Source organism: Kitasatospora sp. NPDC048662 (assembly GCF_055587065.1).
In genome coordinates, this window is sequence record NZ_JBVJHA010000005.1 from 174,236 (window position 1) to 190,472 (window position 16,237).

Consider the following 16,237-nt stretch of genomic DNA (forward strand, 5'->3'; position numbering starts at 1 on the left):
TCCCGCCCGCGGCCGACCCGGCGGGGCGGCCGCAGGTCAGTCCGTCGCGGTGTCACGGTCCTGGGCGGCCAGCAGGCGGTCGAACAGCAGATCCATGTCGCTGGGGTCGGCCCGCCGACGCTCCTCGGCCCGCCGGCGCGCGACGGACACCGGGGGAAGGGCGGCGATGGCCTCCTCGGCCCGGCCCTGCTCGATCAGGAGCTCCGCCAGCCTCCGGGGCGCGAAGGTCTCGGCCGACGAGCGCAGCAGCTCGACGGCTTCCTCCACGCACCCGTTCCTGGCCAGCAGCCGTGCGGTCTCGCAGTCCCGCTCGCCGCACTCCTCCACGGTCAGCGCCTTGGCCTCCGCGACGGCCTGGTCCAGGCGGCCGGCCTCCGCCAGCAGCCGGAGCCTGGTGGGCCGCAACCACCAGAGGTGTTCCTGGACGTAGGAGGCGCTGCGTTCGTCCAGGAGCTCCAGCGCCCGTTCCGGCCGGCCGTCCTCGACCAGCAGCTGGGTGATCAGGTCGAGCTGGTTCCAGCCGCCGTCGTACTCGAAGGTGGGCCGCCCCACCTCGACGGCCTCGTCGATCCGCCCCTGCCGGCTCAACAGGCCGATCAGGCTGATGCGGTGGGTGTCGTGGCCGGTGATCTCGAGGAACTCGCGCAGCACGACCTCGGCCTCCTGCGCCCGGCCCGCGTCCTCCAGTGCCTTCGCGTAGTGCCCCAGGACGGCGGAGGCCTTCGCACCGGTGCCCAGGATCCGGAGTTCCTCGATCCGCCCGTGCCGCGCGAGCAGTTCGGCGTAGCAGGTGAGCGTGTTCTGACTCAGGTACCGGCCCGCTGCCACGTCCGCCCCGAGGGTCCGGATCGCCTCGTCCGCGCGGCCGGTGCGTTCCAGGACGCGGGCCCGGAGTTCCTGGGCGTTCCAGGGCTCGTGACGGTGGTCGCGGTTCGCCCCGCACTGTCCGGCCGCCTCGGCCAGCGGGTCGAGCAGTTCCAGGACCTGCTCGTCGCGGCCCTGTCCCTCCGTCAGATCGACCAGGGTCTCCACCAGCCACCAGTCGCGCAGGTGTGGGACGAGCACCTCGATCGCGTCGTCCACCCGCCCGGCCCGGGCCAGCATCAGGGCGAACTCCCGCCACTCGCGCCCGTCCTGGACGTCCGCGGCCGGCCGGACCAGCGCCAGGGCTTCCTCGGTCCGGCCCCACTGGAACAGCACGTCCGCCAACAGCACCACCGCAGGCTTCCAGCCCGTGGCGGCGAACGGTTCGACGGCCGTGCACGCCCCGTCGAAGTCCCCCACCGCGCACAGCTCGCGCACCGCCACCACGGCACAGAACCACTCGCCGCGCTCGGCCGCCGCCCGGATCACCAGATCCAGGCGTCCGAGCCCGACCAACCGCTCGGCCATCGCCGGGGGCACCCCGCCGGCATGGGACCTCTCCTGCCATTCAAGATCGTCGATGTTCACGGCCGGAGCATAGGAGTTCGCTCCGACAGCGCCCCGGCCCACCGTCAGAGCTGCGCGGCCGTCACCTGGGCGGCCGGTGCCGGGTGGCGGTCGCGGAAGGTGAACGCGTCCGGGCCGGTGCCGTGGTCGCGGATGCGGGCGATCCGCCCCATCGCCTCGGTGAGGCTCGGGCGGTGGCCGGCCGGCACCCACCACAGCGCCTGGTGCGGGCCGTCGGGGCGCTCGAACCACTCCCGGCGGCGGCTCAGCACCCGCAGGTGGTCACTGCGGAACGCGTATTCCCACAGCGCTTCGACCGACTCCCACACCGAGCAGTTGATCTGGAACCGCTCGTCGGCCACCTCGGGGAAGGCGGCCACCGCCTCCGCGTCCGCGTCGTCCACCAGCCGCCAGACGAACCCGGGGCTGCGCTCGGCGAGCGCGTTCATCTCGCCGATCTGACCGATGAAGTCCGCGACCTGCGGGTCGGTGGGCGGCGCGAGAAGGCGGCCGACGTTGATCTGCGCGAGCTGAAAACCGGTCATGGGACAAGCATGGCGCGGCCCACGATGTAACGTCAACGAATTTTGTTTTTAGAAAGCGCCACGCAGCAGCCGCCCGCGCACGCCTCCATCCTCGGCGCCCACTGCTCCCCCGCCAGCCCGCCCAGCAGCGCCAGGTTCATCCCGCACACCAGCCCCGGGAACTCCTCCGCCAGCGCGTGGAACGGGCAGTTGCGCAGCCGCAGCACCTCGCCGTCCCAGAACGGCGCGTACCCGCGCGCCCGCAGCACCTCCTCCAGGTCCGCCCCCGACCCGGCCGCGTCCGGATCCGCCGCGCCCGCGGCCTTCGCCGCCGCCTGCAACTCCCGGTCCAGCCCCGCCCGTTCCACCGTCTCCGCGAGCAGCCGGCCCGCCGCGTCGTACGAACGCGGCGGCACCGACACCGCGAACTCCCCCTCCGCCCGCCGGTACAGCTTCGCCGGCCGCCCCGCGCCCGGGCCGGTCCGCCCCGAGAGCCGCCGGTACGACACCGCCAGCAGCCCCGCCTCGACCAGCTTGTCCAGGTGGAACGCCGCCAGCGACCGGGAGATCCCCGCCGCCTCCGCCGCCGCGTCCCGCCCCACCTCCTCCGGCGCCGCCGCCACATGCCAGTACAGCCGGCGCCGCACCGGATCGCCCAGCGCGCCCAGCGCCGCGTACGAGTCGTCCTCAGAAGCCATCCACCGAGTCTATGACCAATGGTCGTATCCGAAAGACCCCCCGGTGGCGCGAATCACTGCCCGCACCGGCCACCTTGCGCCAGGCTCCGGGATTCCCCGCCACCACTATCTACACCTCTGTAGAGTGATCTCCCCCGATCGGACTCGAAGGAGGCCCACCGTGCTCCCTCCGCAGCTGCAGACCGACCCCACCTGGTCCCCGCCGGAACCCGAAGTCCGCCCCGCCTACCAACCCGTCGAAGTCCGCCTCGACGACACTGCCACCTGGACCCTCGGCCGGATCAACGCCTGGTGGCACGCCCCCGACGGCACCCCCTGGTGCCGCCTGCGCCTCATCGGCGCGGCGCCGCTGTGGTGTCCGTACGACCCGGAACGGATCCTGCTCCTGCCCACGAACGGCACCTGACGGGCTCACCCGGCGCCGACCGCCGGTTCCTCGTCCGCCACCACCGGGTCCACCAATCCACCAGCAGCGGGACGGGTTCCGGGGCGACCCGCGCGAACTCCTCGACCGGCAACAGCCCCCGGGGCACGGACCACGACGGGCCGCGGTTCCTGCGAGCGCCCGGCCCCGGCAGGTGGAGTCCGTCAGCTCGTCGTTCCCGAACTCCCGCAGCAGTGCGGCCGCTTCCTCCGTCCGTCCGTCCTTCACCGGCCTCTCGGCGGCCGCGTGGCACACTTTCCAACGGTCCTCAGGATCCGCGACTTCACCCGCCGACCGCTGTCGGCGGCCGCCCCGCGGCCCGGCCGCCGCGCACCCGGCCGGGCCTGACGGGCAGTCGGGCGGTAGGTCGGGCGGTCAGCGGCGTGTGCCGCAGCTGGGGCAGAACGCGGAGTTGGCGGGCAACTCGGCGTGGCACGAGGTGCATTGCGGGGGTTGGGCGAGGCGGAAGCCGCAGGACGGGCAGAACGGGGTGCCGTGGGTGTCGGCACTGCACTGCGGGCAGACCAGCTGGCGCGCGGCGGTGACGTCGAACTGCTGGGCCTGGGACTGGCCGTGCCGGTACGCGTTCTCGACCACGGCGTCGTTGAGGCCGCGCTGCTGGGCGGCGACGGCCTCGGCGGCGGTGTCGGGCGCGCAGCCCAGGCACAGGCCCTGAGCGGCGCTCCAGCAGCGTTCGCAGACGTAGTGGGTGCAGCGGGCGCAGCGGTTGAAGTGCTGCTGCGCGTTGGTGACGGCGCGCTGGAACGCGGCGTCCCGGCCGCTGCCCCAACTGGCGCCGGCCAGGCCGTCGGCGGCGTTGGTGAGGCCGTTGGAGGCGTTGCCGCCGATCAGGCTCCACGCGGCGCTGACGCCCTTGTTGATCCAGCTCGCGGCCTGTCCGGTGCGGAACGGCTCGAACGGTGAGCGCCAGGTGTCGTAGCAGCGCGAGCAGGAGAACTCGAACTGGAATCCGGCGCCGGTGCCGTGCTGCTCGCTCAGGTCGCGGTAGTTGTTGCTGAAGTAGATCTCACTCATGGCCGCCGCCATACCCCCACACTTCTCACATGTTCGCCGCAGTCACACAGGCTCCCACACGGATGTGCGGAGCCGGAACCGGGCCCTTATCGGGATGCTGACGGTGCGTCAACGACCGAACAGGACCGGTCCCAGCACGGAGGGACGGAGCAGTGTGCTCGGCGGTTCCACCATGGCGGTGACGTGGCCGAACGCGGCGGAGACGGTGGCGTCGGTGGTGGCGCGGGTCAGCAGGCGGTCGAGGAAGCGGTGCTGGAGGCGGATCACGGGGCCGCGCGGGCCGCCGGTGGTGCCGGGGAAGCGGACGTCCTCGCCGGCGGCCATCACCCACGGGTTCTTGGCGGTGGCGGCGATCGCCCGGCGGGCCTCGCGGACGGTGGCGGGCCCGAGTCCGCCGCGCCGGCGGGCGGCCTCGCGCAGGGCGCGGGCACCGAGCGCGGCGACGGAGATGCCCTGCCCGTAGACCGGGTTGAAGGTGCAGGAGGCGTCGCCGAGGGCGAGGAACCCGAGCGGGTCGATGCGTTCGTGCTTGCGCCGGACGCTCGGCCCGGGCACGAACCCGCGTGCGGGGCCCACGGGTTGGGCGCCTGCGACGGCCTCCGCGATGGCGGGGTCGCGGAGTTGGCCGAGCTGCTTCTCGAACTCCTCGGGCTGGATGGACGGTTCGAAGCCGCGCATGCCACCGATGCCGACGATCCAGCGGTTTCCCTCGACGGGCAGCAGGACGCCGAACCGGCCGTGCTCGGGGGCGTGTGTCTGCACGTAGACGGCGGGCTGGTCCTCGCGGCCGGGCGGCCGGTGGTAGAACCGGCTGGCGTAGGCGACACCGGTGTCCACCCGCTCCACGGGGGTGGTCGGGAAGCCGAGGTCGATCAGCCACCGCCCGGAACGGGTGCCGCGTCCGGCGGCGTCGATCACCAGCTCGGCGGACAGTTCGGTGACGGGGGCGCCGTCCCGGCCGCGTTCACGCAGCTGCACCCCGGTGACGCCGTGCCGGGTGCCGAGCAGGCCGACCACCTCGGTGCCCTCCAGGATCTCGATCGCCGGCTCGCTGCGCACCCGTTGCAGCACCGTGTGGTCGAGCAGCGGGCGGCTGCAACTGAGCATCGCCAGCCGGCTGTCGTACGAGGCGAGTCGCCCCACCGGGGTGAGCCACCGCAGCCCACCGGGGACGGGCACCAACTCGGCGCCCGCGGCGAGCAGTTCGGCCCGCGCACCGGGCATCAGCTCGTCGATGGTGCGGTGCCCGGCCTCCAGCAGCAGGTGCCCGTGCCGGGCCTGCGGCACGCCCGCCCGGAAGTCCACCCCGTCCGGGTAGCGGTCGCGTTCGACCACCACCACCCGCCGCGCGACCCCGCGCAACGCCCACGCGGCCAGACACCCGGCCAGCCCGCCACCGATCACCACCGCCGTACCGCGGTCCCCGACCGCCCTCCCCGCAGGACTCATGCCCCGTACAGTAGGCGACCCGCCCCGCACCGTCACCGGTGCGGACACACCCGCTCGCCGGGCGCAGCGCCCCGGGGCCGGCCCGACGGCACATCGGCCGACCTGGGGGCGGTCGGCCTGACGGCACATCGGCCGGGCCTGGGGCGGCCGGCCCGACGGCACATTGGCCGGGCTGGGGGCGGTCGGCCCGACGGCACATCGACCGGACGACAAATTCGGATGACAGCGCCGCGCGCGCCGTCTACGGTGTCCCCCGGACGCCTCCCGATGCGCTGGGTCTTCCGGTTACTTCCTGACAATGACGCACCGGCACCCGCTTCGATCACGGGGGGCGTTCCTCGGCCCGCCGCTGTCCGGCCCGCTGCTTCGCGCCGGCCGCGCCCCGGCCTGCCTTCCGTCGGCACACCCACCCACCTGGGGGATTTCTGCATGGCCCGCTTCAACCGTCAGCGCAGCAAGGCCGAGACCAGGGCGGAAATCCGCACCGAGACACCGGAATTGTTCGCAGGCGGGGCCAGTGGGGCATTGGTGATGCACGGGCAGTGGCCGGTCGCCCCGCGGGCCGTGCAGGCGCCGCCCGCGCCGCCCGCGCCGCCGCAGGTCGTTCCGCCGCTGGTCAACCACCAGGGCGGGCACGGGTGGCAGCGCGATCCCCGGTCGGAACTGTTCGTGCTCGCCGTGACGCACTTCTCCGGCCAGCACACCTTCTACGAGAGCGCCGACAGCCGCGAGGCGCGCTTCACCTCGCTGGTGCGCCGCTTCGCACTGGAGGACCCGGAGTGGACGCTGGGCCTGCTGCGCTGGCTGCGCACCGAGGCCCACATCCGGTCCGCCGCGCTCGCCGGCGCGGTCGAGTTCGCCCGGGCCAGGACGGAGGCCAAGGCCCCCGGCCTCTCCCGGCAGGCCGTCGATGCGGTGCTCCAACGCCCGGACGAGCCGGGCGAGTTCCTCGCCCTCTGGACGGCCAGGTACGGCCGCCGGATTCCCCAGCCGGTCCGCCGGGGGCTCGGCGACGCGGTGCGCCGCCTGTACACCGGCCGGGCCCTGCTCAAGTACGACACCCCCTCGCACGCCTTCCGCTTCGCCGACGTGCTGGAACTCGTCCACCCCGCCCCCGCCGCCGACCGGCCCTGGCAGGGCGAGCTGTTCCGCTACGCCCTGGACCGCCGCCACCGCCCCCGGCACGCTCTCCCGCCCGCCACCGAGCCGATGCTGACGGCCCACGACCGGCTGCTCGCCGTGCCGGTCGCGGATCGCCGCGCCCTGCTGGACGAACCGGACGCCGCCGACACGTTTGCCGCCGCCGGAATGACCTGGGAGGCGCTGGCGGGCTGGCTGCAGGGCCCGATGGACGCGGCGGCCTGGGAGGCGGTCGTCCCGTCCATGGGCCCGATGGCCCTGGTGCGCAACCTGCGCAACTTCGACCGGGCCGGGATCGACGACCGGGCCGTGGCCGAGGTCGCCGCACGGATCTCCGACCCGGCCGGGGTCGCCCGGTCCCGCCAGTTCCCGTTCCGCTTCCTGGCCGCCCACCGCGCGGCCCGCTCCGCCCACTGGGCGGACGCCCTGGAGGCGGCGCTCGGCCACTCGCTGGCCAACGTCCCGGCGCTGCCCGGCCGGACGCTGATCCTGGTGGACCGCTCCGGGTCGATGTTCTACATCCCCGAAACCGGCACCTCCCTCACCAGGGCGGACGCGGCGGCGGTGTTCGGCAGTGCGCTCGCGCTGCGCGCCGAACAGGCCGACCTGATCGAGTTCGGCACCGGCAGCCGCAACGTGCCGCCGGCACCGGACGGCTCGCTGCTGCGTACCGTCGACCGCTTCCACAACCTGGGCGGCACCGACACCGCGGGCGCGGTGGCCAGGCGTTACCAGGGCCACGACCGCGTGGTGGTGATCACCGACGAGCAGCCGCACTACTCCGGGGCAGCCGACCCGTTCGCCCCGATCCCGCCCGAAGTCCCGGTGTACACCTGGAACTTGGGCGGCTACCAGTTCGGTCACGCCCCGACCGGCCCGCACCGCCACCTCTTCGGCGGCCTCTCCGACGCCGCCTTCCGGCTGGTGCCGCTGCTGGAGGCCGGCGGGCTCGACCGGTGGCCGTGGGAGTCGCCGACCACCGGCTGATCGACCGCGCCGGGCCCGGCCCGGAAAGAACGGGGTGACGAGAGCGGCCTCCAAGGTCAGGACAGCAGGATCGGATTGGTCAGCGCCGCCATCCGCCCGTCCGGGTGCCGAACCTCGACCCGCACGAAGGACGTCCCGGCGGCGCCCACGACCCGCCCGGTCTCCCAGTCCGCCTTGCCGCGTTCAGTGTGCACACGCACCCGCGGGTCGGGGACACCGGCCAGCCGCAGACGCAGCTCGACGGGGCGGCCGCCAGTGGCCAGGCGCTCGCCGACGCCGGCCCGGCGGCCGTCCGCCTCGGCGGTGAACTCCAGCTCCACGGCGGCGGATTCGGCGATCCAACTGCGCCCGGCACGCAGTGCGGCAAGGATCGCCGGGGTGCTGAGCTCCTCGGCGTACACCACGGTCTGCGGGGTGCCGAGCTGGCCCGCCAGATGGGTGTCGCTGTTGCCGAGGACGGGCTGCCAGTGACCGGCGTGCACACCGGCGGCCAGGCGACGGCCCCATTCGGCGTGCGCGGCTTCGTTGTCGGCGTTCCACGGCCGGTCCGAGGTCCACTCGCCGTTCCACACCTCGACCGTGTCGAAGCTCCCCAGCGGGAACATCAAGTCCCCGCCGGGGTACGGCGCGTGGGGGTGCGCGGCGACGCACAGCCCGCCCGCCGCCCGCACCTCGCGCAGCGCCCGGCGGAACGCCTCTTCGCCCACCCGGTGCTGCCAGTCGACGAGTTGGCCGGGTCGCAGTCCGAGCGCCAGCCAGTGGCCGGTGCGGGTGGTGACTTCCTGACCGGGCAGGATCAGCAGATCGTCGCCACCGATGCCGTCCCAAGCGCCGGACGGGGCAGGGAAGTTGTGTTCGGTGACGGCCAGGAAATCCAGCCCGGCGGCGCGGGCCGCCGCTGCCAGTTCGGCGGGGGTGAGCTCCCCGTCCGAATGCACCGAGTGCACGTGGCAGTCACCCCGGTACCAGCCCGGTCCGCGCGTCCGTCCGCCCATCGTCCACCTCCCCCGCCGTCAACGGCATTGCGCGGCAAGGGAGTTCCGCCGGGGGATCAGCCCAGGGCGAACCACGGGGACGGGGCATCCTCCAGCGCCTTGCCGAGCAGGAAGGTGTCGTTCGCGGACAGCGGCGGCAGCGCGTCCAGCGGGAACCACTCGACGGCGAGGGATTCGTCGTCGTTGACGTGCGCGGTGCCGGCCAGGAAGCGGCAGCGGAAGGCGACGTTGAGGAACTGGACGTGGTCGCCGTTGGCGCAGACGGACGCGGGGAGGGTGTGCACGCTGGTGATCCGCTCGGGGCGGACGCTGACGCCGGTCTCCTCCCGCACCTCGCGCACCACCGCGTCGGCGGGCTGCTCGCCGGGTTCCATGATGCCGTGCAGCAGCGCCCAACGGCCGCTGTCGGAGCGCCGGTTGAGCAGGATCCTGCCTTCCTGAACGACCACCGCGGTGACGCCGGACAGCCACAGCGGGGCGTGTCCGATGTGCTCGCGCAGGTCGAGGATGAACTTCGGGGTCGCCATGCCCGCACCCTAGGCAGCGGCACGACGGGGAGGCAACCACTGTCCGCACCGTGTCCGGGGCCGCCGGAACGCGGAACGCTGCCCGCCACCCCGCCTGCGGCCGAAGCCCTGGATGCGGAATTCCCAAGCGGAGAAGTAGTAGTACGGCGCCGCCGAAACGCGCGGTCCGCCGCCGAACGCGCGGTCCGCCGCCGAAACGCGCGGTCCGCCGCCGAAACGCGCGGTGCGCCGCCGCCGACCCCCGCGAAGGGGCCGACGACGGCGCACCGGCGTCAGAGTGCGACGTGGCGTCAGGCCAGCGTGGCGAGCGCGTCGTTGAAGGTCTTCGACGGGCGCATCACGGCGGCGGCCTTGGCCGGGTCGGGCTGGTAGTAGCCGCCGAGCTCGGCGTGCTGGCCCTGGACGGCGATCAGCTCGTCGACGATGGTCTGCTCGTGCTCGGCGAGGGACTTCGCGAGCGGGGCGAACGCGGCGGCGAGCGCGGCGTTCTCGCTCTGGGCGGCCAGCTCCTGGGCCCAGTACATGGCCAGGTAGAAGTGGCTGCCGCGGTTGTCGATGCCGCCGAGGCGACGCGACGGCGACTTGTCCTCGTTGAGGAAGGTGCCGGTGGCGCGGTCCAGGGTGTCGGCCAGGACCTTCGCGCCGGCGTTGCCGGTGGTGGTGGCCAGGTGCTCGAAGGAGGCGGCCAGCGCGAAGAACTCGCCGAGCGAGTCCCAGCGCAGGTAGTTCTCCTTGACCAGCTGCTGGACGTGCTTCGGGGCGGAGCCGCCGGCGCCGGTCTCGAACAGGCCGCCGCCCGCCATCAGCGGGACGACCGACAGCATCTTGGCGCTGGTGCCCAGCTCCAGGATCGGGAACAGGTCGGTCAGGTAGTCGCGCAGCACGTTGCCGGTGACCGAGATGGTGTTCTCGCCGCGGCGGATGCGCTCCAGGGAGAGCTTGGTGGCCTCGACCGGGGAGAGGATCTGGATGTCCAGGCCCTCGGTGTCGTGCTCGGGGAGGTAGGTCTTGATCTTCTCGATCAGCACGGCGTCGTGCGCACGGTTCGGGTCCAGCCAGAACACGGCCGGGTCGCCGGTGGCGCGGGCGCGGGTGACGGCCAGCTTGACCCAGTCCTGGATCGGCAGGTCCTTGGTCTGGCAGGCGCGGAAGATGTCGCCCGGCTGGACGGCCTGCTCCAGCACGGTCTCGCCGTTGGTGTCGACCAGGCGGACGGTGCCGGCGGCGCCGATCTCGAAGGTCTTGTCGTGGCTGCCGTACTCCTCGGCGGCCTGGGCCATCAGGCCGACGTTCGGGACGGAGCCCATGGTGGCCGGGTCCAGCGCGCCGTGGGCGCGGCAGTCGTCGATGACGGCCTGGTAGACGCCCGCGTAGGAGCTGTCCGGCAGCACGGCGAGGGTGTCGGCCTCCTGGCCGTCCGGGCCCCACATGTGGCCGGAGGTGCGGATCATGGCCGGCATCGAGGCGTCCACGATGACGTCGCTGGGGACGTGCAGGTTGGTGATGCCCTTGTCGGAGTCGACCATGGCGAGGGCCGGGCCGTCGGCGATCTCGGCGTCGAAGGAGGCCTTGATCTCGGCGCCGTTGGCGAGCTTGTCCAGGCCGGCCAGGATGCCGCCGAGGCCGTTGTTCGGGTTCAGACCGGCAGCGGCCAGGTCGGCGCCGAACGCGGCGAAGGTCTTCGGGAAGAAGCTGCGCACCACGTGGCCGAACATGATCGGGTCGGAGACCTTCATCATGGTGGCCTTGAGGTGCACCGAGAACAGCACGCCCTCGGCCTTGGCGCGGGCGACCTGCGCGGCCAGGAACTCGTTCAGCGCGGCGGCGCGCATCACGGAGGCGTCGACGACCTCGCCGGCCAGCACCGGGACCTTCTCGCGCAGCACGGTGACGGCGCCGTCCTCGGCGACCAGCTCGATGCGCAGCGCGCCGTCGGCGGCGATCACGGCGGACTTCTCGGTGGAGGCGAAGTCGTTGACGCCCATGGTGGCGACGTTGGTCTTGGAGTCGGCCGACCAGGCACCCATGCGGTGCGGGTGGGTCTTGGCGTAGTTCTTCACCGACAGCGGGGCGCGGCGGTCGGAGTTGCCCTCGCGCAGCACCGGGTTGACGGCGGAGCCCTTGACCTTGTCGTAGCGGGCGCGGATGTCGCGCTCCTCGTCGGTCTTCGGCTCGTCCGGGTACTCCGGCAGCGCGTAGCCCTGGGCCTGCAGCTCGGCGATGGCCGCCTTCAGCTGCGGCATGGAGGCCGAGATGTTCGGCAGCTTGATGATGTTCGCGCCGGGGGTCTTGGCCAGCTCGCCCAGCTCGGCGAGGGCGTCCGCGATGCGCTGGTCCTCCTGGAGGTACTCCGGGAAGACGGCGATGATCCGACCGGCCAGCGAGATGTCACGGGTCTCCACGCTCACACCTGCGGTGGCGGCGTAGGCCTGGACAACCGGCAGGAAGGAGTACGTGGCGAGGGCGGGGGCCTCGTCCGTGTGGGTGTAGATGATGGTCGAGTCAGTCACCGTAGCTCCAGCTTCCACGTCTGCAACGTCTTGACGTCAAGATATCTCGACTCGGGGGCATCTCCGCAACCAACCCCCCGCGCGGGGTCCGTCCCCAGGTCTCAGTGCGCCTTCGCGCGGGCGGCTTCGGCACGGGCCGCGGCCTGTGCGCGGGCGGCGATGTTGCGTGCCATTCCACCGAACACCACGGCGTGGAACGGCGCGACCGACCACCAGTACGCCTGGCCGGGCAGGCCGTGCGGGTGGAACAGGGCGCGCTGGTGGTAACGCGCGCCCTCGCCCTCGGGGGTGACGGTGAGTTCCAGCCAGGCCAGACCCGGCAGGCGCATCTCGGCGCGCAGCCGCAGCAGCCGGCCGGGTTCGATCTCCTCGACCCGCCAAAAGTCCAGCGAATCGCCGACCCGCAGCCGCCCGGGCGAGCGGCGCCCGCGCCGCAGCCCGACGCCGCCCGCCAGCCGGTCCAGCGCGCCGCGCACCCACCAGGCCAGCGGGAACGAGTACCAGCCGTGCTCGCCGCCGATCCCCTCGACCACCTGCCACAACGCCTGCGGCGGGGCGTCGGCGTACCGCTCCCGGACGTCCTGGTACAGGCTGCCGCCGGCCCAGTCCGGGTCGGTCGGCAGCGGGTCGCTGGGCGCGCCCGGCAGCGAGGCGGAGGACCAGCGGGTGGCGACCTCGTCGTCGCGGATCCGGCGCAGCGCGAGTTCGACGGCCCGGTCGAACCCGATCGCGCCACCCGGCGGGTCCGGAATCCACCGGGCGAGGTCACGCTCGCCGCACACCACCTCGTACCGCAGCGACTCGACCAGCGGCCGGGCCAGCGCGCCGGGGACGGGCGTCACCAGGCCGACCCACCGCGCGGACAGACCGGGCGAGAGCACCGGCACCGCGACGATCAGCCGGCGCCGCAGGCCCGCCACGCGGGTGTAGCGCTGCATCATCGCGCGGTACGTGAGCACCTCCGGCCCGCCGATGTCGAACACCCGGTCGGTGTCCGGCCCGTCCGGCAGGCCGGCCGCGCCGACCAGGCACCGCAGCACGTCACGCACCGCGATCGGCTGGATCCGGGTGTCCACCCAGCGCGGCGTGACCATCACGGGCAGCCGCTCGGTCAGGTACCGCAGCACCTCGAAGGACGCCGAACCGGACCCGATCACCACCGCCGCCCGCAGCTCCGTGACGGCCACCCCGCCCTCGCGCAGCGCCCGGCCGGTGGCGACCCGGGACCGCAGGTGCGGCGAGAGCTGCGCCTGCGGCACGTCCGGTGGCACCAGTCCGCCGAGGTAGACGATCCGCCGCACCCCGGCCCGGGCCGCCGCCCACCCGAACGCGCGGGCGGCCTCCCGGTCCACGGCTTCGAAGTCCGGCCCGGTGCCGAGCGAATGCACCAGGTAGTACGCGACGTCGATGCCGTCCAGCGGCCCGTCGAGCGTCTCGGGCCGGGTGACGTCCCCCGCGACGGCCTCCACCGCGCCCCGCCACGGGTAGTCACGCAGCCGCGCGGGCTCCCGCACCAGACAGCGCACCCGATGGCCGGCGGCCAGCAGTTCGGGCACCAGCCGCCCACCGAGATACCCCGTCGCCCCCGTCACCAGACACCGCACCGCCACCGCCTCCCGTCCCCAGCGTCACATGATCGACCGAAGCATGCTGGCCGGCCGTGCCATGCCCGGCAGAACCGGGCGAAGGAAGCTCGCGCGCTCCGCAGCGCCCGCGCGTCAGCTCGGCGTGGCGCGGGCGCGGCGGTGGGCGGCGACACGTTCGCGGGTGGCGCAGCGGCGGGAGCAGTAGCGGCGCTCGATGCCGCTGCCCTGGGTGAGGTACACGTTCCGGCAGCGGGATGCGGCGCAGCTCCCGCCGGGCGGGCGGCCACGCTCCCACAGCAGGACGGCGAGGGCCAGACAGGACGAGGCGATCAGCCACTCGTCCCACGGGGCGTCGTCCGCGTGGTCGAGGTGGGGGTGCCAGCCGGTGGCGCCGCCGTGGGTGGTGAGCCGCAGCGGGCCGGTGTGTTCGCGCAGCAGCCGGTTGAGGGCGGCGGCCGCGCGGTCGGTGTCGGGCGCGAGGAACACCTCCCGCAGCCGGTCGGTGGCGGTGCGCAGGGCGGCCACGTCCTCGGCGGTGAGATCGACAGGCTCGGGTTCGCCGTGGGCGCGCAGGATCGCGGCGAGCTCGGCCGGGCCGGGGGCGTGGTCGGCGGCGAAGGCGTTGATCAGCGCGGTGGCGCGGGCCGCCGAGGTCAGGACGGAGGGCCGTAGCGGCGGGTCGGCGGGCGATGTGGTCGACACCTCGGCAATGTAACGCATCTTGTCGAGTTTTCCGTTACCGACGTAGCGTCCGGCGGGTGATCAGGAGTTCTTTCCTCGGACGGTGTTTGGCGGGGGCCGCGGTGGCCCGAACGGGTGACGAAATGTCGGGGCCCGCCCTGCTGCTGGCGGGTTTCGCCGCAGCGGGCTCGACGGGCGAGGCATCGGCCCTGCTGGCAGCCCTGACCGCCGCATCGGCCCTCGGCGGCCCCCTGCTCGGCGTCCGCCTGGACCGCGCCCGCCACCCCGGCCGGCTGCTCGCCCGGGCACTCGCGCTGTACGCGGCGGGCCTCCTCGCCGTCCTCGCTTCCCTGGGCCACCTCCCGCTGCCCGCCGTCCTGGCCCTCGCTGCCGCGACCGGCCTGCTCGGCCCCGCCCTGTCCGGCGGCTGGACGGCCCAACTCCCCCACGTCGCACCACCCGACCGACTCCCCCGCGCCAACGCCCTCGACGCCATGACGTACGACGTGGCAGCCCTCGCCGGCCCGGCCCTGGCCGGCGTGCTCGCGGCCGCCTGCGGGGCGGACGCGGCGGTGCTGCTCGCGGCAGCCCTGATCGCCACCGCCCTCCCGGCGGCCTGGACACTGCCGGGCCGGCCCGAGACCCGGTCGGATGACAATGCCGCCCGAACGGACCGGGACGCGTCGGACCGGGACGCGTCGGACCGGGACAGAGCCCGCCCGGGCCAGGGCGCCCCGCCAGGCCAGGACGACGCCCGCCCGCACCGGCGCGCTGCCCGCTCGCGCCGCAGCCGCGCCCGCTCGGGCCAGGACGCCGCCACATCCCGGGACGATGCCTCGCACCGCGACGCTTCCCGCTCCGACCGGAACACCGGGGCGGGCCCGGACCACACCCGACCCGGCCGGAGACCCGTCTCGGTGCGATCCGAACTCGCCTCCGGCCTACGGGCGTTGACGTCCCGCCCGGCGCTGGCCCGGGCGACTCTCAGCTCGGTCGGCGCCTGCGCGGGCCAGGGCATGCTGGCGGCCTGCCTGCCGTTGCTGGGCGAACGCACGCTGGGCGGCGCGAGCCGCGGCCCGCTGCTGCTGACCTGCACGGCGGTGGCCGCCCTGCTGACGAACGCGGCACTCGCCCGACGCCCCCACCTGCTCGCGCCGGACGCGGCGGTCCGCATCGGCGCGCTCGTGCAGGCGGCCGCACTGGCCCTGGCCGCGACCGGAGCGAACGGTCGGCCGTGGGTGCTGCTCCTGGCGGCCACGCTGGCGGGCCTCGGCGACGGGCCGCTGCTGACCGGCCTGTTCGCCGTCCGTCACCGCGAGGCACCCGCCCACCTGCGGGGCCAGATCTTCACCACCGGCGCCAGCCTCAAGATCACCGCCTTCGCCCTGGGCACCGCCCTGGCCGGCCCGATCGCCACCCACTCCGTCCCCACGGCACTCGTCCTCGCCGCCGCGCTGACAGCCGCCACGACGCTGCGCCCCCACCGCACCCGGGCCTGACCTCCCGTCACCGGCTCACCCTCGCGGTGGGCGCCTTCGTCATCTGGCCGACGCAGTCCTGATCGTCCGTCCGGTGACAGTCCCGGGCGTCAGGCGGACCCAGCGGCCATGGGCGGGGGGCTGGGGCAGCTCGGCGAGGAGGGCGAGGTCGGTGACGTATTCGAGGGGGCCGGTCATCAGGACGCTCCAGCCCTCGTGGAGCTTCGGGTCGGTGCGGTCCACCTCGAACGCGGCCTCGCGGTTCGCGTCGGGGGCGAGGGCACCGTCGGGGTTGGTGCGGTAGAGGATCGTCCGGTCGTGCACCAGGTATCCGACCGGTCGCACCACGGGGCCGTCGGGGCCGGTGCGGGCGAGGCGGCCGAGGCCGCCGGGGCCGAGGCGGGTCCAGCATTCGGGGACGGTCAGTTCGCCCAGGAGCGGTGGTCCGACCAGTGGGGCGCTGTCCGCGTCGGGCGCGCCGGCGTGCAGGCGTTCCTCGGGGCGGCCGGAGACGAGTTCCTGGTACTCCAGGCCGAGGACCGCCGCCAGCCGGAGCAGCGCAGGCCGGTCGAAGTCGCAGCCGAGGTCCAGCACCCGGCGCAGGTAGGCGATCGACATGCCGGCCCTGGTCGCGGCCTGCGCCTCGGTGAGCCCGAGGTCGGCGAGGCGGTCGGCGAAACGCCGGACGAGCTCGGCCGGTGTCGCGGGCACGGCCGGTGTCGCGGGCGTGGCAGGTGCGTGTTCGTCGGTCACTTCGGTCACCTCCCTGCTG

At 74.1% G+C, this 16,237-nt stretch carries 14 protein-coding genes; 3 read left to right on the plus strand and 11 right to left on the minus strand.

Features of this window, described 5'->3' with window-relative positions:
* Nucleotides 1-36: 36 nt before the first annotated feature.
* Genes ACZ6R9_RS16660 through ACZ6R9_RS16670 form a run of 3 tightly spaced genes read right to left on the minus strand, consistent with a single transcriptional unit; the run spans nucleotide 37 to nucleotide 2,653 of the window.
* Complete coding sequence (locus ACZ6R9_RS16660; protein ID WP_465538670.1) at nucleotides 37-1,452, minus strand: tetratricopeptide repeat protein; 1,416 nt, start codon at nucleotides 1,450-1,452, stop codon at nucleotides 37-39.
* 44 nt (nucleotides 1,453-1,496) lie between these two features.
* On the minus strand, nucleotides 1,497-1,976 hold the full coding sequence (locus tag ACZ6R9_RS16665) for a DUF3291 domain-containing protein (RefSeq protein WP_380480637.1): 480 nt from the start codon (nucleotides 1,974-1,976) through the stop codon (nucleotides 1,497-1,499).
* Between the two features lie 32 nt (nucleotides 1,977-2,008).
* Complete coding sequence (locus ACZ6R9_RS16670; RefSeq protein ID WP_380480635.1) at nucleotides 2,009-2,653, minus strand: helix-turn-helix transcriptional regulator; 645 nt, start codon at nucleotides 2,651-2,653, stop codon at nucleotides 2,009-2,011.
* Between the two features lie 160 nt (nucleotides 2,654-2,813).
* Between ACZ6R9_RS16670 and ACZ6R9_RS16675 the strand changes: the two genes are divergently transcribed.
* Complete coding sequence (locus ACZ6R9_RS16675; RefSeq protein ID WP_465538671.1) at nucleotides 2,814-3,059, plus strand: hypothetical protein; 246 nt, start codon at nucleotides 2,814-2,816, stop codon at nucleotides 3,057-3,059.
* 393 nt (nucleotides 3,060-3,452) lie between these two features.
* Here the strand turns inward: ACZ6R9_RS16675 and ACZ6R9_RS16680 are convergent, their stop codons facing one another.
* Both ACZ6R9_RS16680 and ACZ6R9_RS16685 read right to left on the minus strand, forming a co-directional pair.
* Nucleotides 3,453-4,112 (minus strand): double zinc ribbon domain-containing protein, encoded by a 660-nt coding sequence (locus tag ACZ6R9_RS16680; protein ID WP_380480631.1) that lies wholly within the window; start codon nucleotides 4,110-4,112, stop codon nucleotides 3,453-3,455.
* A gap of 108 nt (nucleotides 4,113-4,220) precedes the next feature.
* Nucleotides 4,221-5,561 (minus strand): NAD(P)/FAD-dependent oxidoreductase, encoded by a 1,341-nt coding sequence (locus ACZ6R9_RS16685; RefSeq protein ID WP_465538672.1) that lies wholly within the window; start codon nucleotides 5,559-5,561, stop codon nucleotides 4,221-4,223.
* 429 nt (nucleotides 5,562-5,990) lie between these two features.
* On the opposite strand from ACZ6R9_RS16685, the gene ACZ6R9_RS16690 reads away from it, so the two are divergent.
* Nucleotides 5,991-7,688 carry a TROVE domain-containing protein gene (locus ACZ6R9_RS16690; protein WP_465538673.1) on the plus strand — a complete coding sequence of 566 codons (1,698 nt, stop codon included), beginning with the start codon at nucleotides 5,991-5,993 and terminating at the stop codon, nucleotides 7,686-7,688.
* Between the two features lie 56 nt (nucleotides 7,689-7,744).
* Here the strand turns inward: ACZ6R9_RS16690 and ACZ6R9_RS16695 are convergent, their stop codons facing one another.
* The 5 genes from ACZ6R9_RS16695 to ACZ6R9_RS16715 form a co-directional block, all read right to left on the minus strand.
* On the minus strand, nucleotides 7,745-8,683 hold the full coding sequence (locus ACZ6R9_RS16695; protein ID WP_465538674.1) for a CehA/McbA family metallohydrolase: 939 nt from the start codon (nucleotides 8,681-8,683) through the stop codon (nucleotides 7,745-7,747).
* A gap of 56 nt (nucleotides 8,684-8,739) precedes the next feature.
* Nucleotides 8,740-9,210, minus strand: a complete 471-nt coding sequence (locus ACZ6R9_RS16700; protein WP_380480624.1) for an NUDIX hydrolase — start codon at nucleotides 9,208-9,210, stop codon at nucleotides 8,740-8,742.
* A 290-nt stretch (nucleotides 9,211-9,500) separates the two neighbouring features.
* Entirely contained in the window at nucleotides 9,501-11,720 is a 2,220-nt protein-coding gene (locus tag ACZ6R9_RS16705) for an NADP-dependent isocitrate dehydrogenase (RefSeq protein WP_465538675.1), read from the minus strand.
* A 101-nt stretch (nucleotides 11,721-11,821) separates the two neighbouring features.
* On the minus strand, nucleotides 11,822-13,324 hold the full coding sequence (locus ACZ6R9_RS16710; protein WP_465538676.1) for an SDR family oxidoreductase: 1,503 nt from the start codon (nucleotides 13,322-13,324) through the stop codon (nucleotides 11,822-11,824).
* Nucleotides 13,325-13,438: 114 nt separating this feature from the next.
* Nucleotides 13,439-14,026, minus strand: a complete 588-nt coding sequence (locus ACZ6R9_RS16715) for a CGNR zinc finger domain-containing protein (RefSeq protein WP_465538677.1) — start codon at nucleotides 14,024-14,026, stop codon at nucleotides 13,439-13,441.
* 83 nt (nucleotides 14,027-14,109) lie between these two features.
* On the opposite strand from ACZ6R9_RS16715, the gene ACZ6R9_RS16720 reads away from it, so the two are divergent.
* Nucleotides 14,110-15,486: an MFS transporter gene (locus ACZ6R9_RS16720; protein ID WP_465538854.1), complete on the plus strand. Its 1,377-nt coding sequence runs from the start codon at nucleotides 14,110-14,112 to the stop codon at nucleotides 15,484-15,486.
* A gap of 39 nt (nucleotides 15,487-15,525) precedes the next feature.
* On the opposite strand, the gene ACZ6R9_RS16725 is transcribed toward ACZ6R9_RS16720, so the two are convergent.
* Nucleotides 15,526-16,218: a pyridoxamine 5'-phosphate oxidase family protein gene (locus ACZ6R9_RS16725; RefSeq protein WP_465538678.1), complete on the minus strand. Its 693-nt coding sequence runs from the start codon at nucleotides 16,216-16,218 to the stop codon at nucleotides 15,526-15,528.
* Nucleotides 16,219-16,237: the final 19 nt, after the last annotated feature.